At 53.2% G+C, this 25,373-nt stretch carries 23 protein-coding genes and 2 CRISPR repeat arrays (1 of these 25 only partly in view); of the genes, 14 read left to right on the top strand and 9 right to left on the bottom strand.

Annotated features, from left to right (window positions below):
* The first annotated feature begins 92 nt into the window (after positions 1–92).
* The 11 genes from AC2A1E_RS18895 (at position 93) to AC2A1E_RS18845 (ending at position 5,928) form a co-directional block, all read left to right on the top strand.
* Positions 93–914 (top strand): DUF932 domain-containing protein, encoded by an 822-nt coding sequence (locus AC2A1E_RS18895; RefSeq protein ID WP_484385027.1) that lies wholly within the window; start codon positions 93–95, stop codon positions 912–914.
* The gene (locus tag AC2A1E_RS18890) at positions 914–1,177 is read left to right on the top strand and encodes a hypothetical protein (protein ID WP_484385026.1); all 264 of its coding nucleotides are present in this window, start codon (positions 914–916) and stop codon (positions 1,175–1,177) included. The genes AC2A1E_RS18895 and AC2A1E_RS18890 overlap by 1 nt, the downstream gene beginning before the upstream one ends.
* A gap of 110 nt (positions 1,178–1,287) precedes the next feature.
* Positions 1,288–1,734, top strand: a complete 447-nt coding sequence (locus tag AC2A1E_RS18885; RefSeq protein WP_484385025.1) for an antirestriction protein — start codon at positions 1,288–1,290, stop codon at positions 1,732–1,734.
* Between the two features lie 10 nt (positions 1,735–1,744).
* Positions 1,745–2,230 carry a RadC family protein gene (radC, locus tag AC2A1E_RS18880; RefSeq protein WP_484385024.1) on the top strand — a complete coding sequence of 162 codons (486 nt, stop codon included), beginning with the start codon at positions 1,745–1,747 and terminating at the stop codon, positions 2,228–2,230.
* A 47-nt stretch (positions 2,231–2,277) separates the two neighbouring features.
* Positions 2,278–2,700 (top strand): hypothetical protein, encoded by a 423-nt coding sequence (locus tag AC2A1E_RS18875; RefSeq protein ID WP_484385023.1) that lies wholly within the window; start codon positions 2,278–2,280, stop codon positions 2,698–2,700.
* Entirely contained in the window at positions 2,697–3,446 is a 750-nt protein-coding gene (locus tag AC2A1E_RS18870) for a DUF5983 family protein (RefSeq protein ID WP_484385022.1), read from the top strand. The genes AC2A1E_RS18875 and AC2A1E_RS18870 overlap by 4 nt, the downstream gene beginning before the upstream one ends.
* 62 nt (positions 3,447–3,508) lie before the next feature.
* Positions 3,509–3,991, top strand: coding sequence for a hypothetical protein (locus AC2A1E_RS18865; protein WP_484385021.1), 483 nt, complete (start codon positions 3,509–3,511; stop codon positions 3,989–3,991).
* A gap of 12 nt (positions 3,992–4,003) precedes the next feature.
* Positions 4,004–4,339 (top strand): TA system toxin CbtA family protein, encoded by a 336-nt coding sequence (locus AC2A1E_RS18860; protein WP_484385020.1) that lies wholly within the window; start codon positions 4,004–4,006, stop codon positions 4,337–4,339.
* Between the two features lie 79 nt (positions 4,340–4,418).
* The gene (locus AC2A1E_RS18855) at positions 4,419–4,796 is read left to right on the top strand and encodes a type IV toxin-antitoxin system YeeU family antitoxin (protein ID WP_484385019.1); all 378 of its coding nucleotides are present in this window, start codon (positions 4,419–4,421) and stop codon (positions 4,794–4,796) included.
* 2 nt (positions 4,797–4,798) lie between these two features.
* Entirely contained in the window at positions 4,799–4,981 is a 183-nt protein-coding gene (locus tag AC2A1E_RS18850; RefSeq protein WP_422066830.1) for a hypothetical protein, read from the top strand.
* 95 nt (positions 4,982–5,076) lie between these two features.
* Positions 5,077–5,928, top strand: a complete 852-nt coding sequence (locus tag AC2A1E_RS18845) for a DUF4942 domain-containing protein (RefSeq protein ID WP_484385018.1) — start codon at positions 5,077–5,079, stop codon at positions 5,926–5,928.
* A 157-nt stretch (positions 5,929–6,085) separates the two neighbouring features.
* Positions 6,086–7,255: a CRISPR direct-repeat array (repeat unit 28 nt; unit sequence TTTCTAAGCTGCCTGTACGGCAGTGAAC).
* A gap of 129 nt (positions 7,256–7,384) precedes the next feature.
* Here the strand turns inward: AC2A1E_RS18845 and cas6f are convergent.
* From cas6f to AC2A1E_RS18800, 9 genes are all read right to left on the bottom strand, one after another.
* The gene (gene cas6f / locus AC2A1E_RS18840; protein WP_484385017.1) at positions 7,385–7,939 is read right to left on the bottom strand and encodes a type I-F CRISPR-associated endoribonuclease Cas6/Csy4; all 555 of its coding nucleotides are present in this window, start codon (positions 7,937–7,939) and stop codon (positions 7,385–7,387) included.
* 9 nt (positions 7,940–7,948) lie between these two features.
* The gene (gene csy3 / locus AC2A1E_RS18835; protein WP_484385016.1) at positions 7,949–8,953 is read right to left on the bottom strand and encodes a type I-F CRISPR-associated protein Csy3; all 1,005 of its coding nucleotides are present in this window, start codon (positions 8,951–8,953) and stop codon (positions 7,949–7,951) included.
* Positions 8,954–8,971: 18 nt separating this feature from the next.
* Complete coding sequence (gene csy2 / locus AC2A1E_RS18830; protein WP_484385015.1) at positions 8,972–9,895, bottom strand: type I-F CRISPR-associated protein Csy2; 924 nt, start codon at positions 9,893–9,895, stop codon at positions 8,972–8,974.
* A complete protein-coding gene (csy1, locus tag AC2A1E_RS18825; RefSeq protein ID WP_484385014.1) occupies positions 9,892–11,241 on the bottom strand; it encodes a type I-F CRISPR-associated protein Csy1 in 1,350 nt (449 codons plus the stop codon). Before csy1 ends, csy2 begins: the two co-directional genes overlap by 4 nt.
* 459 nt (positions 11,242–11,700) lie before the next feature.
* Positions 11,701–14,949: a type I-F CRISPR-associated helicase Cas3f gene (cas3f, locus tag AC2A1E_RS18820; RefSeq protein WP_484385013.1), complete on the bottom strand. Its 3,249-nt coding sequence runs from the start codon at positions 14,947–14,949 to the stop codon at positions 11,701–11,703.
* Positions 14,946–15,926, bottom strand: coding sequence for a type I-F CRISPR-associated endonuclease Cas1f (gene cas1f / locus AC2A1E_RS18815; protein ID WP_484385012.1), 981 nt, complete (start codon positions 15,924–15,926; stop codon positions 14,946–14,948). Before cas1f ends, cas3f begins: the two co-directional genes overlap by 4 nt.
* A gap of 168 nt (positions 15,927–16,094) precedes the next feature.
* Positions 16,095–17,525 (bottom strand): 6-phospho-beta-glucosidase, encoded by a 1,431-nt coding sequence (locus AC2A1E_RS18810; RefSeq protein WP_484385011.1) that lies wholly within the window; start codon positions 17,523–17,525, stop codon positions 16,095–16,097.
* Between the two features lie 13 nt (positions 17,526–17,538).
* The gene (gene ascF, locus AC2A1E_RS18805) at positions 17,539–18,984 is read right to left on the bottom strand and encodes a PTS cellobiose/arbutin/salicin transporter subunit IIBC (RefSeq protein WP_484385010.1); all 1,446 of its coding nucleotides are present in this window, start codon (positions 18,982–18,984) and stop codon (positions 17,539–17,541) included.
* Between the two features lie 168 nt (positions 18,985–19,152).
* Positions 19,153–20,934 (bottom strand): sigma-54-dependent Fis family transcriptional regulator, encoded by a 1,782-nt coding sequence (locus tag AC2A1E_RS18800; protein WP_484385009.1) that lies wholly within the window; start codon positions 20,932–20,934, stop codon positions 19,153–19,155.
* A gap of 274 nt (positions 20,935–21,208) precedes the next feature.
* Here AC2A1E_RS18800 and exaC point away from each other — a divergent pair, with 274 nt between their 5' ends.
* The 3 genes from exaC to AC2A1E_RS18785 all read left to right on the top strand — a co-directional run bounded on the left by exaC (position 21,209) and on the right by AC2A1E_RS18785 (position 25,034).
* Entirely contained in the window at positions 21,209–22,729 is a 1,521-nt protein-coding gene (gene exaC, locus AC2A1E_RS18795; RefSeq protein ID WP_484385008.1) for an acetaldehyde dehydrogenase ExaC, read from the top strand.
* Positions 22,730–22,756: 27 nt separating this feature from the next.
* The gene (gene adhP / locus AC2A1E_RS18790) at positions 22,757–23,782 is read left to right on the top strand and encodes an alcohol dehydrogenase AdhP (protein ID WP_484385007.1); all 1,026 of its coding nucleotides are present in this window, start codon (positions 22,757–22,759) and stop codon (positions 23,780–23,782) included.
* Positions 23,783–24,014: 232 nt separating this feature from the next.
* Positions 24,015–25,034 (top strand): LacI family DNA-binding transcriptional regulator, encoded by a 1,020-nt coding sequence (locus AC2A1E_RS18785; protein ID WP_484385006.1) that lies wholly within the window; start codon positions 24,015–24,017, stop codon positions 25,032–25,034.
* 148 nt (positions 25,035–25,182) lie between these two features.
* Positions 25,183–25,373: a CRISPR direct-repeat array (repeat unit 29 nt; unit sequence CGGTTTATCCCCGCTGGCGCGGGGAACAC) (it continues 1,973 nt past the right edge of the window).

Here is a 25,373-nt window from a genome sequence, read left to right as displayed (position 1 = left end):
ACTACAGATGTTTTACCCACCCTGCACAGGCTCCCCGGTTTTCCGGTGGAGCCTTTTTATTGTTTAGCCAGAAATAACAGAAGGATATGCGTATGACCCGTTTAGCCTCCCGCTTTGGTCGGGTGAACTCCGTTCGCCGTGACCGCCCGTTAACAGTTGATGAACTGGCCCAATACGTGCCCAGCGTGCTGGGTGACGACAAACATGCTTCCCGCAGCGAAAAATATACCTATATCCCGACTATCACCTTGCTAGACCGCCTGCGTGAAGAAGGCTTTGAGCCGTTTTTCGCCTGCCAGACCCGTGTTCGCGATCCGGGCAAGCGTGAACATACTAAGCACATGCTGCGATTGCGTCGTTCAGGGCAGATAACCCAGAAAGAAGTCCAGGAAATCGTGTTACTCAACAGTCACGACGGCTCCAGTAGTTACCAGATGATCCCAGGCTGGTTCCGACAAATTTGCAGTAATGGCTTGGTGTGTGGCCAAAGTTTTGGCGAAATTCGCGTGCCACATAAAGGCGATATAACGGGGCAAGTCATTGAGGGAGCCTACGAAGTCTTGGGGATATTTGACCGCATAGAAGAAAGCCGCGAAAGCATGCTGGCGTTAACACTGACACCGGAACATCAGCATGCGCTGGCGCATGCTGCTCTGACCTACCGTTACGGCGAAGAACATCATCCGGTGACCGCAAGCCAAATCCTGATGCCCCGGCGCTGGGAAGACAAAAAAGACGATTTGTGGACGACATTTCAAAGAGTGCAGGAAAATTTGAGCAAAGGGGGATTATCGGGTCGCAGCGCCACTGGCAAACGGGCACAGACCCGTGCCATCAATGGCATTGATGGCGATATCAAACTGAACCGCGCTCTGTGGGTCATGGCAGAGCAACTTCAGCAAGCGGAGGCTTGATGCAGCATGTTCCCGCCAACGCACGGCAGGCTGACCCGCATCCTGTGCCATTGGACAACGAACCCGGCAGTCGTTCGATATCTGATGATGATTTGTGCGCCTGGTGCAGCCATCTTTACTATCGACCGGGTGAAGTCAGCCTGTGCCAGTTCGTTGAAGAAGAGGGTGACTGGCCTGCTTGTTTTGACGCTGATGGCTATGCCCAATCCTGCACCGAACTGCGCCTGATCTTCACTTTTCCACACTCGCCAGACCTCAGGTGAACAGCCCCGGTAAGCACTCACTGACCTTTACCCCACACCTACCAGACAGGCTCCCCGGTTTTTCCGGTGGGGCCTGTTTTGTTATTTATCTCATCAATAAGGATATTTACATGAATACGCATTTTGAACTGTCTGCGCCCCCTTCTCAGTCAGCAACGTTGAGTGCCACTCTGGTGCCTGGCGAGCAGCGCTCTCGTTTCTGGCCGCAGCACTTCGGCAGCATACCGCAATGGCTCATTCTGGAGGCTCATGTCTTTGGCTGGCTGGATCGCCTGTGTGCGGATTACCACGGTGGACAGTGGGATTTTTACACGCTCAGTAACGGCGGGGCCTTTATGGCTCCAGAAGGCGATGAGCGATGGTCACTGTTTAACGGCATGAATGGTAATGGTGCCGAGATGAGTGCCGAGGCTGCGGGTATAACTGCCTGCTTGATGGCCTACAGTCACCACGCTTGCCGTACCGAAAGCGAGACGATGACCGAACATTTCTATCGCCTGCGGGAATATACACTGCACCATCCTGATAGCCGCGCCATTTTCGCCCTGATTGACTGAGAGCACCGACATGAATTCCTCAACATTATTGGCATCAACAGCCCTGCCGTTAACAGCGCAGCGCACGGTCAAACGTGCCCTATCATTGCTGGAAAAACACCTGCGTGAACCAGGAGCCTTATTTACCTCCACCAACACCACACGCGACTGGTTACGGTTACAGCTCGCCGGGCTGGAGCGTGAAGTGTTTATTGTGTTGTATCTCGACAATCAGCACCGCTTGCTGGCGAGCGAAACCTTGTTCACCGGCAGCATAAGAAGCACAGAAGTCCATCCCCGTGAAGTGGTGAAGGCTGTGCTCCGCCATAACGCAGCAGCCGTTATTCTGGCTCATAACCATCCCTCAGGAGAGACTGGACCCAGCCAGGCCGACCGACAAATCACCGAAAGGCTGGTCAACGCACTGGCACTGGTTGATGTGAAGGTATTGGACCATCTGATTGTGGGTGGTCTGGATATCACGTCATTCGCTGAACGCGGCTGGTTGCCCGGCTAATCGCAACTTATCCCACTATCCCCCTCATTTTCAAGGAAACATTGTCTATGGGCTGGTTATTCTCACACCGCTCTCGCCGTGAGCTGATCGCGGCACTGATCCAAACTGAAGACACCGGACACTGTCAACACGTTACGTTAGCGCATGCACTACGAGGGAATGTCCTGTGGTCTGTCGTCCTGAGCACACCGAAAGATCTGTCCAAAGCCGCCAGAACTGCCATTCACTGTACCCTGATGCAGAGTTCAGGCGGCAGTTGGGGCTATAAAGCGATGGATGAGTCTGTGCAGCCTTGTTATTACAGTTGTCCAAAGAAATACCTGACGATGGCTCCGGTCATCAGCCCGGAATGGCGTGAAAAGGTATTGGCACATCATCAACGCCGCTACCCGCAACGGGGTGTAATAAAGGAGGAGAACATCATGCCATCTCTCGCTCATGGGAGCGCTCCGCAGGGGGCGGCACCATGAAAATAACCATCAATGCCGACAGTATCAACACACTGACTCAGAACAGGGGAAAGATTGCCGTTGAGATCGATAGTTTCACGCTGTGGACTGAACTTATCGAGGTCATCAATAACAGAAACGGCTCTCTCCAGATCGCCGATGCGCCTGGACAGGTCATCGTCAATGCGGACGCGCCAGCAGAAATGGTGAGAGCGAAACCGTCACCTTTCCCTGAATGGGCCGGTGGACTACACACATATCGCTATGACGACGGTCTGAAGCACCTGGTTGTTAATTTTCCACACAACAACGGCTGGACAACGCTGTGTGGACTGACCGACAACCTCTCTCCCCGACGACGAGAGCAATCACAAAAAGGCCGGTTTGACTGCCCGGACTGTGATGAAATCCTGAGAGATACATGTCTACCACCACCGGATAGCAAAGTGCTTGTCCCCTCCGTGGCGGGGTTCAGCGGTATTCGGTGCAGTACAGCTCACATCACTGAAGACGATAACAGACTGCTGTACCTACTTTCACACCAGTATGAAGAACAGGGCTGCGCCGAATGGTTGCACTATACCGGCGAGGGTTACCTGTTGCGGCTCAATGCCTGGTATTTCCCTGTCCTGAAGCTGAAACGTCTGGGCTTGTCAAAGACCTGCCGCCGTTTAGTGGTTGCACTGATGCACTATCATCACATCGGTATTCTTCATCTGGATGCGGCCGGTGATGTGCTATCGGGTTATGAAATCTTCGACTGGTAATACTCTCCCACACTAACGTTCCACCCTCGCATTACCCCTCTATTTCTCAAGGAAATTATTTCATGAACACGAGTGCATCACCCGTGCCTGGCGTATTCCATTTTCTGCAACATGGCAATGTATCATCGCAGGACTGGCAAGCCTTATGCCAGGCGATCACCACCGCGTATCTGAAGCTAGATTGGCAACCCGATACATTGGGATTAACCACCGCACCGGTTATCTGTGAACACACCGGCAACCGCCGATACCCGTTCGACAACAACCTGATGGGATTGGGCATGCTCGGCTTTAACGGTGAGCTGATTACCCATCAGGCAGGCGATCCATTCATTCTCTACCAGCACCAGACCCCCTATGCCCTGATCCGCTGCGATACGCGAGGCTATCCGTATCAATGGCTAGTGATGGCCGCGCTGTTGCTGGCCAATACGCAGTGCCCGAGTACCTGGACGATTGAATCTGATATCCCTGTGAAGCAGTGGCGGAAAGTAGCCTATTGGTTGAACCACCATTGCCAGTTACCGGTTTCACCGCTGTGTTAAGGAATTACCTGCATGAAAACCCTCGATAAAATACCCCGCATCACGCCCAGCGCCAAACAAGCACGAACCGAATACCAGCAACTGCTGACCTGGTTGTTGGCTCACTGTTACGGCCTAGAACTTAACGACACGCCGTATCACGACGCTCAGGCCATTGCCCAACAGATTGAGCATGGCGTCACGGTACGGGAAACCGTCAATGAACTGGTGGAGAAATTTGACCTGATACGCATTGATCGCCCCGGTTTCAGCCTGATGGCACAGGACCCCACCTTGAGCGGTGGGGATATGTTACGCGCTCGCAGTGCATTGGGATTACGCAGCCCTGTCATTCGACGCCTTGCTTGATTATTCCCCATTAACTTCTGTGATCCGCCGATACGCCAGCCTTGACCGCTGGCGTTATGCTTTTTAAGGAGATTCGACAATGCATGAAACCCAATCCAATGCCATCAGCAACGACAGCACACCGTCGCCTGTCTGGGGCTTGCAATCTGCTATCACGCCACGCCTGGGAGCCCGGTTGGTTCAGCAGGGCAACCACCTGCATTTTCTGGCAGACCGTGCCGGTTTTGTCGGTACATTTGATCCTGATGCGCTTAAAACGCTGGATGCCGCTTTCCCTGTACTGATTGAACAGTTGGAAGCCTGTTTGCGTTCCGGTGAACTCGATCAACGCCGTCAGCATTGCGTCACTGTCCAGTATGCCGGTTTTACCTGCGATGCCGATACGTTAGGTAGCTTTGGCCACGTCTACCTAGCGATCTATCAGACATTATCCCCCTCTATTGATGCGCACTCATGACCATGACGTTAACCACTGAACAAGGGCTGGAGATCCTTATTAACTGGCTGCAAGACAATATTGACTGCGGCTCATCACTCATTTTCGATAACGACGAGGATAAAACCGATTCTGCCACCTTGCTGCCCCTGGTTCAGCAAGCACGGAATGCGGTTTGGGATCTTCGCCATCTAGGACTGTTGTAAAACGCAACATCGACCAGGCCCGTCTTCAACTCTCACTCACATCAGCGCCAGCACTTACCGCCTGGCGCTTTGCTTCTATATAAAGGAAGAGAAAGATGTCAGAACACATCGTTATTACCGACCCTGAAGTATTAACCGGTCACACCGAAGTGATTTGCTCTACCAGCATCGAGCGTATAGTCACCGGACGTAACGCCGCACTGGTAAAAATTGAAACCCTTATCCACCAGCTCGAGGATATCTCGGCCCTCACCAACAGTATTGGCGGTGGAGTGGCAAGAGATTGGGCAATGAAACAGGACTTCCGCTGCGGTTGCTGGCTGATGGAAAAAGCCGAAACGGCCATGCCGGTGATCACCCGCAATCTTGATCGCGACATATGGCAGGATCTGATGAAAAAGTCAGGAATGCTGAGCTTGATGGACTCCCAAGCGCGTGACCAGTGGTACAGAAATCTGGAGAGTAAAGACGTGCCCGCAATTAGCGAGGAAAGCATTTACGGCACATTCGAACAACTGCACCGAGATAAGGGCGAAGTGTTTGAACGGGGGGTGATCAATGTATTTAAGTCGCTCTCCTGGGATTACAAGTCGAATCACCCTTGTAAATTTGGCAAGAAAATCATCGTCAACAGTTTGGTGAGTTACAACCAATGGGGATTTACACTGAACCACAATTATCGGCGTGACCAACTGGCCGATCTGGAGAGGATGCTGCATTTACTGGATGGCAAACCGCTGCCTGATAACCGTAGCGATCTTACCGCTCGGTTGTATGAGCATATCCGCGCTAATCCGCAGATAGCGAAGGTGTATGAAGATGAGTACTTTTCGATAAAATATTTCATGAAGGGTTCAGCGCACCTGACATTCAGAAAGCCTGAGTTAATTGACAAGATGAATGATATTATCGCGAAGCATTATCCTCAGGCACTACCTGCACGGTGATAAACGTCACAGATTAAGAGGCGATGTGTCTGATAGTTTGCTCGGTCTCTGGGTTGTTTTTAGCTCATATTTACAGCAAAAACATTTTGGGGCCCTTTTGGGGGCCCATTTACAGTAATAAAAAATAAAGTCATTATAAATCAATATAATTACCAATTTAATAAGCTGCCTGTACGGCAGTGAACCTCTTCCCCGGCCCGGAGGCAGTACCCGTTATTTTCTAAGCTGCCTGTACGGCAGTGAACATCAGGCGCTCCACCTCGTCATGCATGGCCTCTTTCTAAGCTGCCTGTACGGCAGTGAACTACCCAAGGTAGTGATACCTTCGTAACTAACCTTTCTAAGCTGCCTGTACGGCAGTGAACTTTCTCCATCCCAAACCACGTTTTGCGCAGTCTTTCTAAGCTGCCTGTACGGCAGTGAACACGGTACACCAGTGGTTCACCGACAACGTGAATTTCTAAGCTGCCTGTACGGCAGTGAACTCAGTTCAGCAACAATGGCCGCCATAGCTCTTGTTTCTAAGCTGCCTGTACGGCAGTGAACTCTAGTTGCTCGTCATGATTAACATGGCAGGCTTTCTAAGCTGCCTGTACGGCAGTGAACTGTGGGGTAGGCGTAGGCCGCATCATCCGCCCTTTCTAAGCTGCCTGTACGGCAGTGAACCGCAACGTAAGTCGCTATGCGCAGTGATAGATTTTCTAAGCTGCCTGTACGGCAGTGAACTTAGTGGTGATTAGTAATTGATGGTGCTATTTTTTCTAAGCTGCCTGTACGGCAGTGAACTGTTATTTGCTCGGAACGCTCGGCTGCTACCGTTTCTAAGCTGCCTGTACGGCAGTGAACTACCAGTGCCATTACTCTGATTTATTTCCCATTTTCTAAGCTGCCTGTACGGCAGTGAACGTAGTTGCTCATGCCCTTCAGTGGTCATTTCGTTTTCTAAGCTGCCTGTACGGCAGTGAACGGAGAAATTAACTGATGCGATTAATTTATTGCTTTCTAAGCTGCCTGTACGGCAGTGAACGTTGATAACTGCTGCAATGTGCGCCGTCTTCATTTCTAAGCTGCCTGTACGGCAGTGAACCCTCGGCGGTCTTAAACTTCGGCTGCGTTCCCTTTCTAAGCTGCCTGTACGGCAGTGAACCAGAAGTTCCGGCGGAAATGTTTATGGCTAATTTTCTAAGCTGCCTGTACGGCAGTGAACATTCGTGGGCTGGCAAGTCGCTGACGCTAACCTTTCTAAGCTGCCTGTACGGCAGTGAACCGAAGAGTACTCCGGGATGCTTATCCATTAGCTTTCTAAGCTGCCTGTACGGCAGTGAACTGTTGCCGATCGTTTCTAACCTACTGTTAGTCAAACAACAACGGGTAAATCCGTTAAAAAACCCTTTTTTACAAGCAGCCAATCCTAACCTATTAAATCAATAAGTTAGGATCGGCCGTAAAATTAGGGTCAAAACCACGGGATGGTCGCTGCTGCGCTTAAACCATAAGCGCTGAATGCTCCTTCGGTTGCGCGATCGCCAATCGGCCCCTGCTCGATAAACAACAGAAACGTCTGCTCGCTGGATAAGCTTTTCAGCCGAATAAAGGGCAAAGATGTGCGTTTTTCTACCGAGTCAGGAATGCGCAGCCGCGCCTCTTCTTCCGTCAGCCACCCTTTGCTCACCGAACGGCGGCGTAATCGCTCCGCATTACTCTTCGGTTGTACGCGCCGCACGGTGCGGTATTTCACTTTCTCCGGCACGGGCAAAATGCCGCTGTGCTCAGTATTATCACGCAGCCCTTTACGCCACGGCTGCGCATCTAATGCGCTGAGCGCAGCTTGGGAACCGTGCAAGCGCAACCGATCCCCCAAGGTTTTACCCGCCGCAGGGAAACTCACCCCGATCCTGCCCTCACCTGCCTGGCCTAATGCCCGGTGCAACTTGGCAAACAGCACCTCCAGCAATGTCGAGGGGCCGAAGTCAGGATCGGGGAGAATACGGATTTCAATATAGTGATCCATACAATCCCCTTATTCGCCTTTCTCGCCGAAGACGCCACCGCGGATCAAAATGGCCATCACATAGTGCTGCTGTTCAACCGCCGGTTGATCTCCCTTGGTGACCCAGTTATCCAGCAGCGTATAGAAATCCATTTTCTGCTTAGGCTGACGATAAGCCTTGCCACGGCTGGTAACCGAGCCATAAGGTTCAACCGCAATCGGCCCCAGGCCCAGCTCTGCGGCTTCTGGATACCAGGTATCGATGGTGCGTAGCGCGTTACCCACCTTCTGCGAATGCAGTGCCGCACCACCGGCCACCTGATACAGCACCTTGCTTTTCTTGCTGTTGCTGTCGAGCACCAATTCCTGAGAAGGGAAGACCTCCTGCCCATTACCTAAGCGCACAAAGGCTTCGATACTCAAAAACGCGAAGCTGTCCCCTGCCAACCCTTGCTCTATTTCCTGCGCCAACTCCGCTAATGCGCCTTGCGGCTGGCTGAATGCACGCAGGCTATGCTCTTCACCGTTGAATTCCCACTGCTGGGTTTTACTTTTCACGCAGACCTTGATCGCATCAGCACCCACCCGGTTGCGCCACAAAAAACGGCCATTCGCCAGATTTTCTGCATAGCGAGCCGCCAACTCACCAAAGCCCTGCTCCGCAATGTAGCCATTAATTACACTGGCCAATTCGGCCTGATATTCCTGATCGTTACACACCGAAGGCACGGCCAGATTGCCCAAAACACGCAGCGTGAAACTGACTTTAAGGGTGTCGCAATCAAAAGGCAGCGCGGCAACGTCGACCCGCTGTAGGTTGGCTTTCTGGATCTCGCCATCCAGCTTGGCCGGATCGCTGGCAATCGCGTTCTTCAAACGGTTGGAGATGGTGCCGCGCACCGCTTTTTCCTGAATCTCTACTGGCCGCCACTCACCCTGTTGATCCCAATTGCCGGCATACAGCATGGCATCGGAGTTTGCTAATTTACGTTCGAATGCGAGTACGGAAGCGGTTTTAATCGTTGCTTTAGCCATTTTTTTATTCCTTTAAAATTACTCTTCTTCGTTAAATTCGTCGTATTCCACCGCGGCCGATAACGGACTGCGACAGACGTAGGTCTCGTTCTGGTAGTGATAGCGCCACAGCAGCGTTTGCAGATCCTGAATCCGATGCGGGCTACGCCATTCACCGACGCCGTAGATCGCTTCTGCAAAGCGGAAAGGGGTTGCCGGATCGCGCGAGTTCTCCACTTCACCGGCTGGATACAGGTGGGAAATAGCCTGATAGCCAGTTTGCAGCGGTACCAAAAAACCTTTTTCCGGTTTTGCCACATAACGCCATTGGATAGATTCATATGCCGTGGCCTGCATTTTCAGCGCAGTGAAATCCAACCAGGCATCGATCATTTCCACCTGCGGATCCTCCCGCTTTAACGCCTCGAAATGCGCTTGCAGCAGTTCGGAACGATCGAGCAAGGCAAAGCCCGGCAATAAACGGCGCATCAGGCGGCGCAGCGCTTTAGGTTCATCTGGGTACGCCATCACGCTGACTTCACCGATGCTTACGATGGTTCCACCAGCCAAGCGTTGGCGCAGGCACAAGGGTTCCAAATGCTCAGCCAAGGCCTTTGCCCCTTCACGCCCATTGGCAATCACGCCGCTGCACTCGATTAATAATGAGACCGTCATATGCATCCGGCCTTCTTCATTAAAGGCGGCGGTTTTGGCTTCTTTGGTCAGCGGATTACGGGTGAGGGAGAAAACGCGATCCCACCCCGATGAATGGGCATGAAGCTGCTGTTGATGGCAAACCACGCCGCAGTTTTCCAGCTTCAGATCGTGAGTTAGCTGCAATTTGCGCGAAAGCGCGTGGGTAAAACCAAGAAAATGGGTAATGGCCGGGAAACCATAAGTGAGCCCGGCCACCGCATTGGCGTTCTCGACCCGGACGTGACGCAAAACAATCAGAGTGCTCATGCCAGCCCCTCCTTCAGATCTTGCTCGAACTCACGCAACCGCTGCTTAAACAGCTTAGCCGTCGACCATTCCCGGCGTTCTACTTCACCAAATTTGAGTTCTTCATGCTGCAAACGACGGTTAAGCCACACGCCGAAGTCCAGAGCGATCTCTTTTTGCCAATCGCCGCCTTCACGCTCAAATTTAAAATCTTCATCTTTTTCCGCCCGACCGGCATCCAGCCAGAGCTGTTGCGAGCGCTTGAGCTGGCAACCTTCTTCTCCACTCCAGCCAACCTGCACGTCTAGGTTTTGCACCATTGCCACATAGTTGAACAGGGTATCGATAATTTCATCAGTAAACGTCAACTGGTTATCGCGGATCTCTTTGGTGTTTTCGAGCTGTTTTACACTCAACAAATAGTGACGCAGATCCCTGACTATGGGCCGTGCCATTCGGCTAAAATCGCTGTATTCATGGAAAATCGATTTATGTTTGGTCGGGGGTTTAGGAATGATTTCCCAACTCGGCGCAGCACAGGAGAGCAACCAGGTGCGACCACCACGGACGCTGTTCAGGTAAGAAATATTCTGCGGTTTGGTGCCGCCGATATTCTGCACCGCCGTATTGGGGTAGCTTACCCGCGGTGCCGAGTGCCATTCTCCAGCTTTAAAAGCACTATAAATCTCTTTTGCTACATCGCTAAAGCGGGCATCCACAATGCGCTGGTGCATGGCATGCGCTAATGAAGACGAAAATAGCGGACTTAGCAGGTGGTATTCGTTGTCCCCAACGGGGAAATAGAGCTGTTTAGCGAGCTTATGGGAGCTGGGCTGTTTATCGGTCAGTACCTGTTTGAAACCGCTGATCCACTGCTGCAACTGCGGGTCAGATTCAGCTAAAGCGGCCAATGGGGAATCATCGCCACGGTTAATAGCGGCAATTAACGATTCGCCTTCGTATTCCGTTTGCAGTAGCTTTGCCACATCCAACGCCGCCGCGTTGCCCACCGCATCAATCGCCGGATTACGCAGCGTGGCTGTAGAGAGATAGGCCAAATCTTCTTCTACTGTGGGCAGAAAAACGCTGCTGCCTTTGGCGTCGCTGTGGGTGAATTTCAGCGCATGGGTCACCAGGCTGATCTGCCCGGCGCGGCTGGCGGCATCGGTCAGCCAGTTGCGCACCTCATAACGTTGTTCCAGCTCTCGCCGCTGCTGGGCGATGTCCTGCTGCAAGGCAGCAAACTGTTCGCTGTCGGTGAGCCCCGCCAGCCTCTTTTCTGCCTCTTTATCGAAGGCTTCTAGCTTGGGCTGCCTTCGGCTTTCGATATAAGAGGTGATAAGAGAGGTGAATCCTTTATCCGGCACGATTTACTCCTTAATCCTTTATCTTCAACCTATTACAGCTAGTTCCGGTTGAATGTTATGGAAAAAATGGAAAATGATTGCTGCTTTTTAGCCGTTGTTGAATCGTCGTTCACATTGAGACTACTAACTGACGCCTTTGAGAAAATGATACTCACAGCCAAGATTAGCAGCACAACTACTACTATTTGATATACCCTCATATACATCACCTAGACCATGTTATTTTTACTACATATAAAATATAAAAGTCACAACAAGGAAATCATTAACCACATTTACATAAAAAAGTCAAGGAAAATACAAAGCCTAAAAAGGGTAGTGGCGACACATTATCGATTAGTAGCCCCCTGGGTTTTGAGCATGTAAGATGTTGGCACTATCGAACAGATAGCTTAGAAATAGACAATGTTCATTTATCTATAAATGCTTTGCTTTACTGCCGTACAGGCAGCGGCGCACTCACTCGAGTGCGCCAAACACCCCTAACAACGGGTGATAGCGCCATACCCCTTCTTCTTTGACACGCATACAGATCTCACCAAATTTCTGGCTGACTTCGCTGAGTTCCATATTCAGCTCATCTGCCAGCCGCTGGTAAACCTGCTGATAGTCCATCGCCATCCAAGCACAGTTCCCGGCGGCTAACTCAAGTTCGATCGCACTAAAGCCAAAACTCTGCTTCCACTGCCCGGGTTCATTGTCTGGGGATTGGAATATCGGCTCGTCGCTTTCATCTTCGAGCCACAGATAGTGTTGCTCATCAGGGCTAGACCTTCTGAACGGCGTCAGGCGCTGCTGCTCAGCACACCAGGTGGCCTGCTCGCGCCACCATAGGGCGGCGTAATACTCTTGCGGCCATCTTTTATTACCTTGAAGTTTGGTGCGCAGGCTGCTGTGCTCCAAATCAACAAAGTTCTCAGTGGGTTTGAGCGTTTGGCGCTCCTGCGCCCGTGGAATAGCGTTAATCGCCTGATACTGCTCTGGCAGCAGGATGTCGTTAAGATCGTGGCTGTTAAGAAGATATTTCCCCGATTCAAACCCTGGTCTGCAATACGCCAGCTCGTTCCCTTTCAGCGCCTTAACGTTTTTTTGCAGGATATGCAGGTTAGGTATTTCACAACGCTGCTGACGGTGGCGCTGAATACGCCCTGCCAACTGGATTAAGGAACGCATTGAGCTAGGTTCGGCAATCGCCCAATCGTAGTCATGATCCCTGCCCACTTCGGCTACGGAGGTTGCGAGCACCACAAACAGATGATGTTGTTCAGCACCAGCCAGCGCAGCCTTTATTTCCGGGATCTGCCATAACGCTTGTTCGTTATAACGCGTGAGGGTTTCGTCCAACCGCTGTTCGATATGCGAACGCATCGCCAGCGGATGCTGGCTGTGATAAACGCAATAATGAATGCGCCAACCCTGTGGCGCAGGCGTTTGCAATAAATGTTGGGCTACGGCCACCAGCGGATCGATATTCGCCATGCGGATCACCCCCAACGACACCGTTTTGCCCGATTCATGGCATTGGTGATGTGCCGTATGCAATTGCTGCATCGAATTCAGCAATGTGGCCGCAACGCTGTTCAACACATCACTTTCACGCTGGCTCGGCGGGATAACCGGGATCAACTGCGCCCTGCGCAGAACGTCTGCACCTTGCAGTTGCTTAACCCGGCGCGCAACAAAACGGTCATGCGCCTGTTTAAAGCTGGCCGTGGCCTGAATATCTTCCTGCACGGCTTCGTGTTCATCGAACCAAGCACAGCAAATATTGACCGGGAGATCCGGCTGACCGCAGGCTTGCTGATAATCGGCACGGCCCGCCCGGTAGGCATTGAACAATGCCTGGATCAGCGCTGGCGGCAAGGTGGCAGAAGAGAGCAGTACGCGGGAACCCAACACTCCAGCCCAATTCACCAGGCGGCACAAAGCGGGCAAATCAGCGATATCAAAATCGTCGGGTTCGTCCAGCACCAAATCAGACGTCAGCAAACGCAGCATCGGCGCAATTTGCTTACCGCCGCGCACGCCCTCCGTGGCGCCAATCAAATGATCGATGGTGCTCACCAACACTGGCGCACTCAACAACTTATGCAGTTTTGGTGCGTCGCTCAGCCAACGGCTTAAACGGCCATCATCCAGACTGCCGTCGTAACGCACGTATTGATGTTCAGCAAATAACTCATCCGCAGAGGCGCTGCCAGTGCCCCGTGGCACGGTTTTATCATGGTTGATTTCATGAAGCTGGCTCACCGCCAGGGAGCCGATCAGAACCGCTAAGTCGTCCTCCTGCAAGCCGAGCTTTTCCCGCAGGGCATCGCCGGTTTGCAAGGTTAAGGTGCGCAATCCTAAAGCCACCGAGAATCGGCAACCCAGCTTTTCATCCGCCAAGGCATACATGATGCGCGCATTGGCAAATGTCTTGCCGCAGCCGGTGGAGGCCATATTTACCCCGAAAAAACCCTGCCGCAGAGTGCGATCACGCAGGGTTGCCGCCAGATCGAAAGCGCGATCTTGCCAGCGGAACTTCGCCTGTTCGCTGCGGCGTTTAAAGCCTTTATGGCGGGTGATCGCCGGTAAAGTGCTACGGATGTGCGGCAAACTGCGACCTAGCAATAAGGCATTCTGGCCCACGCCGATATTGTGCTCATCCAGCTTCTGTTTGCATTGTTTGGTTTTTCGATCGGTATTGGCATAAGCGCCGTAGTTGGCATCCTGCCAGCCCTCCGTAGCGGGCAGCGAAGAGTAAAAGTGATCCGCCAGCATCAATACCAGGCGGGCCAAGTGGCTGGTAAACCGTTGGTCGATCACGCCGAAATGGGCCAATGAAGGCTGCTGGAGCGCACGGAGGGCAAACTTGTGCGCCTTGGCACGCCACGTTGCACTGCGCATCGGCGTGCCATATGGGAATACCCAGGCGTTGCGTTTATCCGCAGCCGTCCAATCGGCATCAAGATGGTTGGTGGCGTTCCAATCAGCGGTCAGTTGCTGCGTTAGCCAGCACTCAATCTGGGATAAATCAGGCTTATGCTGACCCTCCGCTGGGTAAGCAGGCAAACGGTGATGGGAAACGATCAGCCAGGCGACGGTTTTGGCCAATGGCGGCAAGTGGATGAAAGGGTTCTCAAACGGATCGAGCGAATCTTTAAGCAGATTGCCCAACATCAACCCCTCATCCTGTTCGCCAATCTGACTGAGTGCGGTGAGCCATTCCCGGTCGCTTTTGCCTTGCACCCAGGCTACGAACAAACGTAGCGAAATCCATTCGTGGCGATAGGGTTGAAAGCTTTTCCCCTCGCCGCGTAAGCCATTCTGGAACAATACGTTGGCTTTGCCAAAATCGTGAAACAGCCCGGCGATAGCGGCCAGCAGGCTGACCGTTTCCACGCTGTGCCATTGGTTCTCGCTCTGGCTCTTTAGAATATCCCGTTCCGTGGCATTGGTCGGCACCGCGCCCTGTTCGTTGAAACAGCGCAGGTTGCCCACAATCCACAGCAGTTCGGTTTGATTGGCTCCTTTGATCCAGTGGCAGGCCACCGCCGTATTGCGCCGGGCGGTTTTACGCAGCAGCTTTCTCAGCGTATTCAGGCCTTCCAGGGTGATTGCCGTTTGCCAAGTGCGGTCGCCTCGGCGTTCGGCAAACTGATCCAGAATGCGGCGCGTTTCGGTCAGCGCCAGTTTGTTGCATTGCGCGATCAGCAAGATATTCATCGGGCCGCCTGGCTCAGTTGCAGGGCGGTGGTTTGTAGCGCTTCAATCATCACATCCAGCGCGTCTGCCCGTTGAAAACCGCTGATACAGCGCTGGCGAAACTCTTGTTCCTCTTCACCGGCCATAGCAGCGATAAACGCCTGCGGTAACACCAGGGCGTCTTTAATCAGATCGGCAACGTCAAATACCAAACCACCCCGGCGGGTTTTGCCGTGTAACACCGCCAGCCCGTGTGGCAGGCCGATCACCCAGGTTGCTACCGCAGCCAATCCATAGGCCAGATAGTTGCCGTGATCGAGAAAGCGGTTCGCCATATCGACACCGCCACCGCGTTTAGCGCGCGTAAAATCGCCGTACTTCACCGTGTCGGCCGCCAGTTTATACAGCGCCTTGGTCATAACCGCTTCCTGCGCCAATAAATCGGTGCCATTACGGCAGTTGGCGAGGTTGTTTTCATAGCTGGAAAGCAGCTGGCATAAACGGTTCTCATCAGGTTCAAAGCCGTTTTCACGCTGCATGCGCGCGCTTAACCAGTGCTGTTGAATCTGTTGAATGCGCACACGTTGAAAAGCCACCGCCGCCGCGAGGCGTTGCCGATCGTCGAACCAAAAGCTGACCCAATGCTGCAGATATTCGGTAGGGCGATATTCACTTTGGGAGCTTAGCCAGGAAACGGCGGTTTCGACTTCATTACCCGCATACAGCGGCGTGCCACCGCCGCCGCAAAAACCGATCAGCACACCCGCTTTGGCAAATTCACGCATCGCCGCCTGAGTGATTGAGGTACCGGTCCCCAGCATCACCACGGAGGTATTGGCGATGGGGATATTCCAATAGAGAGATTGTTTGCCTTCATCCGTGACATATTCAACCCGCCCGCCGTTCACTAATACCCGGCAGTATTGTAAATAGTAAATATTGGCGCGTTTTGAATGCAGAATGGTTTTTAAATCAGAAGGGGAAAATTGATTACTCATGAAATAGTAACATCCCTATTTTTGGCTGAGTCACAAAGCCAGCTTACATGCAGCTTGAAGTATCACGGGTATAGCATGACTCCCTCATAAAATAGGGTGATGAAAGTTAAGTTTTCATTTAAATCGGAAAAAGGGAATATCGCCTAAAACCAATATTCCCTTTCTTTATCAGCTTAAATCCGCACCATTACTGGCAATAACCTTCTTATACCAGTAAAACGATTTCTTTCTGGTTCTGGCTAAGCTGCCATTCCCTTGATCGTCACGATCGACATAGACAAAGCCATAGCGTTTGCTCATTTCCCCGGTAGAAGCAGAAACCAGATCGATGCAGCCCCAGGAGGTATAACCCATCACCGGAATACCGTCGCTGATCGCATCCGCCATTGCTTTAATATGCTCGCGCAAATAGCTGATGCGGTAGTCGTCGTCAATTTCACCTTGTTCGTTGATTTCGTCTTTCGCACCCAAGCCGTTTTCCACCAGGAACAGCGGTTTCTGGTAGCGGTCATACATCATGTTCATGGTGATACGCAGGCCCAGAGGATCGATCCCCCAGCCCCAATCGCTGGCCTGGATATGCGGGTTTTTCAGCGATTTAACCACGTTGGCGGCGCTGCTGTTGTGCTCGTTCATCTCTGCCGAGGCACAGCGTGAGGCGTAATAGCTGAACGAGACAAAATCGACGCTGTTTTTGAGGATCTCCGCGTCGCCCGGTTCCATTTCGACGGCGATGCCTTTTTCCCTGAACAGGCGCTGGGTGTACGAAGGGTAAGCTCCGCGCGCCTGAACGTCGATAAAGAACAGGTTTTCGCGGTCTTTTTCCAGCGCGGCCCACACGTCTTCCGGTTTGCACGACCAAGGGTAGAAATTGCCACCGGCCAGCATGCAGCCGACCTGATTGTGCGGGTTAACCTCGTGAGCAATTTTCGTTACCAACGCGCTCGCCAACAGTTCGTGGTGCGCGGCCTGATATTTCACTTGCTCTTGATTATCGCCCGGTTCGAATACCAGGCCCGCGCCGGAGAACGGGCTGTGCAGCAGGATGTTGATTTCATTGAACGTCAGCCAGTATTTCACCAGCCCATCGAACGCTTCAAAGCAGGTGCGGGCGTAATGGGTGAAAAAACCCACCATTTGCCGGTTGCGCCACGAGCCGTATTCGCGCACCAAATGCATCGGCACATCGAAATGGCACAGCGTCACCAGCGGTTCAATGCCGTGTTTTTTGCATTCGGCGAACACATCGCGGTAGAAGGCAATGCCCTCGGCATTCGGCACGGTTTCATCGCCGTTGGGGAAAATACGGCTCCAGGCGATCGAGGTACGAAATACGCTGAAGCCCATTTCCGCCATTAGGGCGATATCGTCTTTATAACGATGATAAAAATCGATGCCCTGGTGGCTCGGGTAGAACTCATCTTCACGCAGGGCAAAGCGTTTTTCCTGGCCCAGTTTGACCGCCAGCCGATCTTTACCGTGAGGGATCATATCCACCGTGGTCAGCCCTTTGCCGCCTGCAAGATAAGCGCCTTCGGCCTGGTTGGCAGCGAGAGCACCACCCCATAAAAAATCTGCGGGGAAAACAGATGCTGACATAAGATACCTCTTGTTAATTAGTTACAGACAACTCGGATGCAGGTTTGGCTTTTTCGCTTTCCGCCTCTTCGGTGACGGGAATGTCTTCAAACCCCATCAGCAGCGTGAGGACGAAGGAAAGTACGATCGCCAGGATCATCACGCCAAATACCCAGACGATAGTCATCGGGTTGGCCGGATCGAAAAACTGCACGCTGGTGAACAGACCTGGCGAGGCCATCGAGTGGCTTGCCAATCCTGCTACTCCGGCCACGCCGCCGCAGACAAAGCCGCTGATCAACGCCGCGATCAGCGGGCGTTTCAAGCGTATTGCCACGCCGTAAAGCGCCGGTTCAGAAATACCGGCAACAATGGCGGATGCCGCTGCGGCCAGCGCCGTCTGGCGCAGTTCCGGGTTTTTGGTACGCCAGGCCACCGCCAGCGATGAGCCGCCCAGTGAAAGATTGGCACCAATTTCTGACGGCATGACCATGCCCTCTTTGCCGGTTTCCGCAATGGTCTGAATAATGGTTGGGGTGAACACGCGGTGCATCCCGGTCATCACCAGCAACGGCCACAGCCCGCCCATAATGGCGACGGATAACCAGCCCAGATAGCTATGAATGGTGTAGACCAGCGCCGAAATCCCGCTACCGATCCAGATGCCCAACGGCCCAACCAGCAGGATGGCGATCGGTGCCGAAACCAGCACAATCAGCATCGGTTTGAGGAAGTTTTTGGTCACGGCTGGCGTGATGCGATCGATCCATTTTTCAATGTAAGAGAGCAGCCAGGTCATGAACAATGCCGGGATCACCGTGTAGGTGTACTTCACCGCGGTGACCGGTAGGCCGATAAATTCAACCTGCTGGCCCTGCGCGGCTTTGGCCATCAGATCGATAAAGGTCGGATGCACCAGCACCCCGGCAATGGCGATCGCCAGCGACAGGTTGGTTTTGAATTTTATGGCGGCGGAAGCGGCCACCATCACCGGCAGGAAGAAGAATGCGCCATCGCCGATCACGTTGAGAATAATCAGCGTTGAGGAGTCTTTGCCGAAGACGCCGGTCATATTCAGGATCATGGCGAGCAATTTCACCATCGATCCGCCGATGATCGCCGGGATCAGCGGCGACATGGTGCCGATCAGCGCGTCCAGGATCCCTGCCCCAATGCGTTTCAGAGTGATTTTGTTTTTTTCTGGCGCAGGCCGCTGGGCTACCGCCCCTTCTGGCAGCAGTTTCAGCACTTCGGCATAGGCTTGTGAAACCGTATTGCCAATGATCACCTGGCACTGGTTTTCGCTTCTCACCACGCCCAACACACCGCTGATGGCCTTGAGTTTTGCGCTATCAACCACGCTATCGTCGTTAAGCACAAAGCGTAAGCGCGTCATGCAATGCGTCACCACCGCGACGTTACTCGCCCCCCCAACTGCATCCACTATCGATCTTGATACCGCCGCATAATTCTTTGACATGAGGACTACTCTCATAGATAGGTAACCGGTTCCACATAAGAGTGAAAACATTGCGGTTAAATATCAATTTATAATTTTTTTTATTGTCTGTTTTGTGAAGGTGATCTAATTGAAGCGGTGATGCAAGGTGGGTACCCCGCTCAACGGCGTGAGCGGGGCCGAAGAAGGTTAGCGCTTTTCTCGGGCGGCGCGTCGATACAGCGTGCTGCGGGCGATACCTAGCGCCTGAGCCGCTTTACTGACGTTACCGTTATAGCGTTCAAGGGTTGCTGCAATCACCCGGTCATCATGCTGATGCAGGGCAACCTGGGGCGGAACCTGTTTAGGCCGGTATTTTTCTGGCAAAGCTTCGCAGTTCAGCACCTCATGGTCATCCGCCAGAGCGAGCAGCACCTTGAGCACGCTTCTTAGTTCACGCACGTTGCCCGGCCAATCGTAATTTGCCAACGTTTGCAGCAGTGCAGGGGCGAGTTGGATACCGCGCTCCACACCGCCCAGCTCCTGCCACAGTTGCGTGATAAAAACCGGTAAAGAGGGCCATTCACGCAGCGGGGGCAGCGTCAGGGAAAACTCCTGTAACCGGTAGAGCAGATCTTCGCGGAACTCGCCTTCGGCTACCCGTTGATTGAGATCCCGGTGAGTGGCAGAGATAACCGTAAAGTTGACCGGCCAACTGCGGCTGGAACCCAGCGGTGCCACCTCTTTTTCCTGCAACACCCGCAGCAGGCGGGTTTGCAGCGCTAATGGCATATCGCCAATTTCATCCAGAAACAGCACGCCGCCGTCCGCTTCGCGGATCTTGCCGATATAGCCGTTCTTGTTAGCCCCGGTAAACGCCCCCGGCTGATAGCCAAACAGCTCCGACTCAATCAGCGGTTCTGGGATCGCCGCGCAGTTAATAGCCACAAATTTCCCCTCTCGCCACTGGCTTTGCTGATGCAGCGCCCGGCTGACGTACTCTTTGCCGCTGCCCGTTTCACCGTGAATACACAGAGACACCCCCGCATTCAACAGCCGTACCAGTTTATGAGTGTTATCAGGCAGGGAAAGTGAAACATCGGGCGCGGCAACCGAGGCTACCGCAACGTGGGTGCGGGCCGGTGCGCGCAGGCGGCAAAAATAGCGCTGCTGGTGATGAGTGAGGATCGGCTGCGGAACGCTGTTGGCTTGCTGCTCGCCATAAGGAAAAAGCTGCTGGAAGGTGAGTGAGCCAAAACGATCGGCGCTCAGTTGCAGCTCACGCATAGCCAAACGGTTCGCCGCCATCAGCACGTTGCCTGAGAAAACCAGCAGCATCTCCGCAGCGCTATCAATCCCCTGCACCTGTGGATGCAGGCTCATCAGCCACTGATCCGGTTGCAGACTCTGCTTCACCCACAGCGATTCAATCTGCTGCGCGGCTTCTTTGATCCAGGCCAGCGTATAGGGGTGGGGATAATGCGCTGGCCCGGAAATATCCAGCACGCCAGCAATCTGCCCATTGGGCGCTTGCAGCGTCATGGCGGCGCAGTACAACCCCTGATTGCAGGTGAGATAGTGCTGATGGGCAAAAATTTCACAGCCATCATCAATCGCCAGCGCCGTGCCGATGGCATTGGTGCCACGGCCACATTCGCTCCACAGGTTGCCGGGTGCCAGCGCAAAGCGTTGGGCCTTTTGCAGTGCCCGCATATCACCGAAGGTGTTCAGTATCAGGCCGCTGGCGTCGGAAAGAACCACGACGGATTGCTTATCGGCGATTTTTTCTGCCAAGGCTTTAACCGTGGGATGGGCAAATTGCTGCAACGCGGCGTTACTCGCCAGCACGTCAGCCAGTTCTGCCTGACGAAGACGCGGGAAATCATCGGCAATACGGCTTAAGCCATAGAGTTCGCTGCGCAACCAGGAGTCATTAAGCAACGGCGTATCGACGGTGATGGCTGTGCTGATGGCTGACGAATTTCCCCGCATTGGTGACCTCATCTCTGCCTAGAAGTGTTGCAATATTGTATCCATTACGTTCTATCGGTGTTGCGATTTGCAACACAAATGGCAGATTCTTCCCTTTTGCTACGTAGCCCTAGCAAGTCAGTTGATTTTAATTTACTGATTTTAAATAAAATTTCACTTTAAACGGCCATCATGAAAAGAATGGCACGGCGGCTGCAATAGTCATAGCGCAACCGCAATATGCCCGTAGCGGTTGCCACACTCTGATAGCGATACCCTACATAAGGAGTTTGCGATGCGTTACGCACATCCCGGCACGCCGGATTCATTGGTTTCTTTCAAAGCGGCTTACGGCAACTACATTGGTGGCAAATTCGTAGAACCGCTCGGTGGCCAATATTTTATGAACACTTCGCCTGTGAATGGCAGTGACATTGCGCAGTTCCCTCGCTCCGATGCCCAGGATATTAATGCTGCATTGGATGCCGCACACCTGGCCGCTGACGCCTGGGGAAAAACCAGCGTGCAGCATCGTTCCACGCTGCTGTTGCGGGTGGCCGATCGTATTGAAGCCAATCTGGAATATCTCGCGGTTGCAGAAAGCTGGGATAACGGGAAACCGATTCGTGAAACCCTGAACGCCGACCTGCCGCTGGCGATCGATCACTTCCGTTATTTTGCCGGTTGCCTGCGAGCACAGGAAGGTAGCGCGGCCGAGATCGATGAACATACCGTTGCCTATCACTTCCATGAACCCTTGGGTGTGGTAGGCCAGATTATCCCTTGGAACTTCCCTCTGTTAATGGCAGCGTGGAAGCTGGCTCCGGCCTTGGCGGCGGGCAACTGCGTGGTGCTGAAACCAGCGGAGCAGACGCCGCTGGCCATTACGCTGCTGATGGAGCTGATCGGCGATCTGTTCCCCGCAGGCGTGCTCAACGTGGTGCAGGGCTACGGCCGCGAGGCGGGTGAAGCGCTGGCGACCAGCAAACGTATCGCCAAAATTGCCTTCACCGGTTCAACGCCGGTTGGCCGCCACATTATGGCCTGTGCGGCGGAGAATATTATTCCTTGTACCGTCGAGCTGGGCGGTAAATCACCGAACATCTATTTTGCCGATGTGATGGACGCCGAACCGGAGTTTATCGAGAAAGCGGTTGAAGGCCTGGTGCTCGGCTTCTTTAACCAGGGTGAAGTCTGTACCTGCCCGTCGCGCGCCCTGATCCATGAGTCCATTTACGCCCCCTTTATGGAGCGCGTGATGGCAAAAGTTAAAAACATCCGCCGTGGCGATCCGCTGGATACCGACACCATGATCGGCGCACAGGCTTCTCAGCAGCAGTTTGACAAAATCCTCTCCTATATCGATATCGCCCGTAATGAAGGGGGGCAAATCCTGACCGGCGGCGGGAAAGCCAGCATCACGCCTGCGCTGGATAACGGCTTCTATATTCAACCCACGCTGATCAAAGGGAGCAACCAGATGCGTTGTTTCCAGGAAGAGATTTTTGGCCCGGTAATCGGCATCACCACCTTCAAAGACGAAGCAGAAGCGCTGGCTATCGCCAACGAAACCCAATTCGGCTTGGGTGCCGGCGTCTGGACCCGTGATACCAACCTGGCTTACCGCATGGGGCGCAGCATCAAAGCGGGCCGCGTCTGGACCAACTGTTATCACGTCTATCCGGCCCATGCGGCATTTGGTGGTTATAAGCAATCGGGCGTTGGCCGTGAAACGCACAAGATGGCGTTAAACCAGTACCAACAAACTAAAAACCTGCTGGTCAGCTATAGCACAGCCCCCTTAGGTTTGTTCTAAGCCCATTCTACTTTTAAGGATTGAAAGATGAATACAATGAAAGCCGCGGTGGTTAAAGCGTTTGGAGAACCGTTGGTGATTGAACAGGTGCCGATCCCGAAAGCCGGGCCGGGCCAGCTGTTAGTGAAGATTGTTGCCACCGGCGTTTGCCATACCGACTTGCACGCCGCCGAAGGTGACTGGCCGGTCAAGCCACAGCCACCGTTCATTCCCGGCCATGAAGGCGTGGGCTATGTGGTGGCGGTGGGCGAAGGCGTAAAGCATATCAAGGAAGGGGATCGGGTAGGAGTACCCTGGCTGTACTCCGCCTGTGGCCACTGCGAACACTGCCTGGACAGTTGGGAAACCCTGTGCCACTCGCAGCAAAATGCCGGTTATTCGGTGAATGGCAGCTTCGCGGAATATTGCCTTGCGGACGCTAACTATGTCGGCATCCTGCCAGATAACGTTGAATACCACGAGATCGCGCCAATTCTCTGCGCTGGCGTCACGGTCTATAAAGGCCTGAAAATGACCGAAACCAAACCGGGTGACTGGGTGGTGGTTTCGGGTATTGGCGGGCTCGGCCATATGGCGATTCAGTATGCGGTTGCCATGGGGCTGAACGTGGCGGCGGTGGACATCGACGATGACAAACTGGCGTTTGCCAAGCGTTTAGGGGCCAGCGTGGTGGCGAATGCCAAGCAGGTCGATCCGGCCAAGGTATTCCATGAAAGCTTCGGCGGCGCACACGGCGTGCTGGTAACAGCCGTCTCGCCAAAAGCCTTCGAGCAGGCCATCGGCACCCTACGCCGCGGCGGCACCATGGTGTTGAACGGGCTGCCTCCGGGCACCTTTGACCTGTCGATTTTCAATATGGTGCTGGACGGCATTACCGTGCGCGGTTCAATTGTCGGCACCCGCAAAGATCTACAGGAAGCCCTCGATTTTGCCGGGCGGAATAAAGTGGCGGCAAATATCAGCGTTGAGCCCCTGAGCAACATCAACGATATTTTTGCCCGCATGCACGCTGGTAAAATAGAAGGACGTATCGTGGTCGATTTGGCGTTATAAAGCACCGAGATCATCCGGCAGATAATCAAGCAGGTATCGCCTTTGGCTGTACCTGCTTTTTTTTGGGTATATACTCGTCATACTTCAAGTCGCATGGGTGTTGGCTGCGTCCGTTCGCACCAGTCGCATAGTTATCTATGCTCCTAGCGACTCTCGGACTGGCCGCCTACATGCAACTTGAATTATTTAGAGTATAGAATGTACGTCATTGTCAAAAAGCCAGGAAATACCTATGTCTACCATGCAGGAAGTGGCCAAGAAAGCAGGCGTCTCTAAAGCCACTGTTTCACGTGTTCTTTCCGGCAAAGGATACGTCAGCGAAGCAACGAAAGATCAGGTATACAAAGCCATCGAAGAAGCGGGGTATCGCCCCAATCTGCTGGCGAGAAATCTGGCCACCAATAAATCGCAATGTATTGGCCTGGTAGTGACCAATACGCTCTACAACGGCAGTTATTTCAGCGAGCTGCTTTCCCAGGCGGCGCAAAAACTGGAAGACAATGGTCGCCAGCTGATTCTGGTGGATGGCAAACACAGCGCCGAAGAAGAACAGGCAGCGATTCAATTCCTGCTCGATTTGCGCTGCGATGCCATCATCATCTACCCACGCTTCTTAACCATCGATGTGATGGACGACATCATCGAGCAGCATAAACAGCCGATTATGGTGGTGAACAGAAGGCTGAGGAAACACCAAAGCCACTGTATTTGCTGCGACCATAAAGGTGCCAGCTTTAACGCGACTCGATACCTGATTGAACGGGGCCACCGCGATATCGCTTTTATCACCGGCTCACTGGATTCACCCACCGCCATTGAGCGGCTTTCTGGTTATAAAGAAGCGTTAAATCAACATGCTATTGCTATGCAGGATAACCTGATCATCAAAGGGAAGTGGACGCCAGCCAGCGGTGCCGCAGCGGTAGAATCTTTGCTGAACGATAAAATAACCTTTAGTGCGGTGCTCGCCAGTAATGACGATATGGCCGTTGGTGTTATCAAGCAATTAAACCAGGCGGCGATTGCCGTGCCCCATCAAGTCTCGGTGATCGGTTTCGATAATATCCCTACCGCACCGTACCTGATCCCGGCACTTTCCAGCGTTAAGGACCCGGTCAGCGCGATGATGAATGAAGTGATCGACCGGCTGGTTTCCATGCTCGACGGCGGGTATTTGTCCAAAGACAACATGTTCACCTCGGAGTTGCTGGTCCGGGATTCGGTGGAAAATGGGCCTTTTTGGGGGGAGTAATACTTATTGCGCACCTGATTATAGTTTGGGATCTGTGGCGATAAATATGCTCTTTACAAGGCTTGGTAACCGGCCTTTTTATAAACTGCCTGTGCGGCAGCATAGAGATTATTCCCGCTGGTACGTTTTTTGGCGTTCTGCGTGGTACCGGTTTATCCCCACTAGCGCGGGGAACACACGGGTTTATCGCATATTCCACGATGTTTAAACGGTTTATCCCCGCTGGCGCGGGGAACACGTAGATTGAGGCGTAGAACCTGGGGGCACAACCGGTTTATCCCCGCTGGCGCGGGGAACACAGCAGGCATGGTTACCCCCTCCATTTGCATGGCGGTTTAT

Source organism: Serratia sp. HNCC26DJ206 (genome assembly GCF_057180605.1).
This window is presented reverse-complemented; position numbering and strand designations above follow the sequence as displayed.

Coding starts and splice junctions, on each gene's coding strand:
- AC2A1E_RS18895 (WP_484385027.1), top strand. CDS start 93: ATGACCCGTTTAGCCTCCCGCTTTGGTCGGGTGAACTCCGTTCGCCGT.
- AC2A1E_RS18890 (WP_484385026.1), top strand. CDS start 914: ATGCAGCATGTTCCCGCCAACGCACGGCAGGCTGACCCGCATCCTGTG.
- AC2A1E_RS18885 (WP_484385025.1), top strand. CDS start 1,288: ATGAATACGCATTTTGAACTGTCTGCGCCCCCTTCTCAGTCAGCAACG.
- radC (WP_484385024.1), top strand. CDS start 1,745: ATGAATTCCTCAACATTATTGGCATCAACAGCCCTGCCGTTAACAGCG.
- AC2A1E_RS18875 (WP_484385023.1), top strand. CDS start 2,278: ATGGGCTGGTTATTCTCACACCGCTCTCGCCGTGAGCTGATCGCGGCA.
- AC2A1E_RS18870 (WP_484385022.1), top strand. CDS start 2,697: ATGAAAATAACCATCAATGCCGACAGTATCAACACACTGACTCAGAAC.
- AC2A1E_RS18865 (WP_484385021.1), top strand. CDS start 3,509: ATGAACACGAGTGCATCACCCGTGCCTGGCGTATTCCATTTTCTGCAA.
- AC2A1E_RS18860 (WP_484385020.1), top strand. CDS start 4,004: ATGAAAACCCTCGATAAAATACCCCGCATCACGCCCAGCGCCAAACAA.
- AC2A1E_RS18855 (WP_484385019.1), top strand. CDS start 4,419: ATGCATGAAACCCAATCCAATGCCATCAGCAACGACAGCACACCGTCG.
- AC2A1E_RS18850 (WP_422066830.1), top strand. CDS start 4,799: ATGACGTTAACCACTGAACAAGGGCTGGAGATCCTTATTAACTGGCTG.
- AC2A1E_RS18845 (WP_484385018.1), top strand. CDS start 5,077: ATGTCAGAACACATCGTTATTACCGACCCTGAAGTATTAACCGGTCAC.
- cas6f (WP_484385017.1), bottom strand. CDS start 7,939: ATGGATCACTATATTGAAATCCGTATTCTCCCCGATCCTGACTTCGGC.
- csy3 (WP_484385016.1), bottom strand. CDS start 8,953: ATGGCTAAAGCAACGATTAAAACCGCTTCCGTACTCGCATTCGAACGT.
- csy2 (WP_484385015.1), bottom strand. CDS start 9,895: ATGAGCACTCTGATTGTTTTGCGTCACGTCCGGGTCGAGAACGCCAAT.
- cas3f (WP_484385013.1), bottom strand. CDS start 14,949: ATGAATATCTTGCTGATCGCGCAATGCAACAAACTGGCGCTGACCGAA.
- cas1f (WP_484385012.1), bottom strand. CDS start 15,926: ATGAGTAATCAATTTTCCCCTTCTGATTTAAAAACCATTCTGCATTCA.
- AC2A1E_RS18810 (WP_484385011.1), bottom strand. CDS start 17,525: ATGTCAGCATCTGTTTTCCCCGCAGATTTTTTATGGGGTGGTGCTCTC.
- ascF (WP_484385010.1), bottom strand. CDS start 18,984: ATGTCAAAGAATTATGCGGCGGTATCAAGATCGATAGTGGATGCAGTT.
- AC2A1E_RS18800 (WP_484385009.1), bottom strand. CDS start 20,934: ATGCGGGGAAATTCGTCAGCCATCAGCACAGCCATCACCGTCGATACG.
- exaC (WP_484385008.1), top strand. CDS start 21,209: ATGCGTTACGCACATCCCGGCACGCCGGATTCATTGGTTTCTTTCAAA.
- adhP (WP_484385007.1), top strand. CDS start 22,757: ATGAATACAATGAAAGCCGCGGTGGTTAAAGCGTTTGGAGAACCGTTG.
- AC2A1E_RS18785 (WP_484385006.1), top strand. CDS start 24,015: ATGTCTACCATGCAGGAAGTGGCCAAGAAAGCAGGCGTCTCTAAAGCC.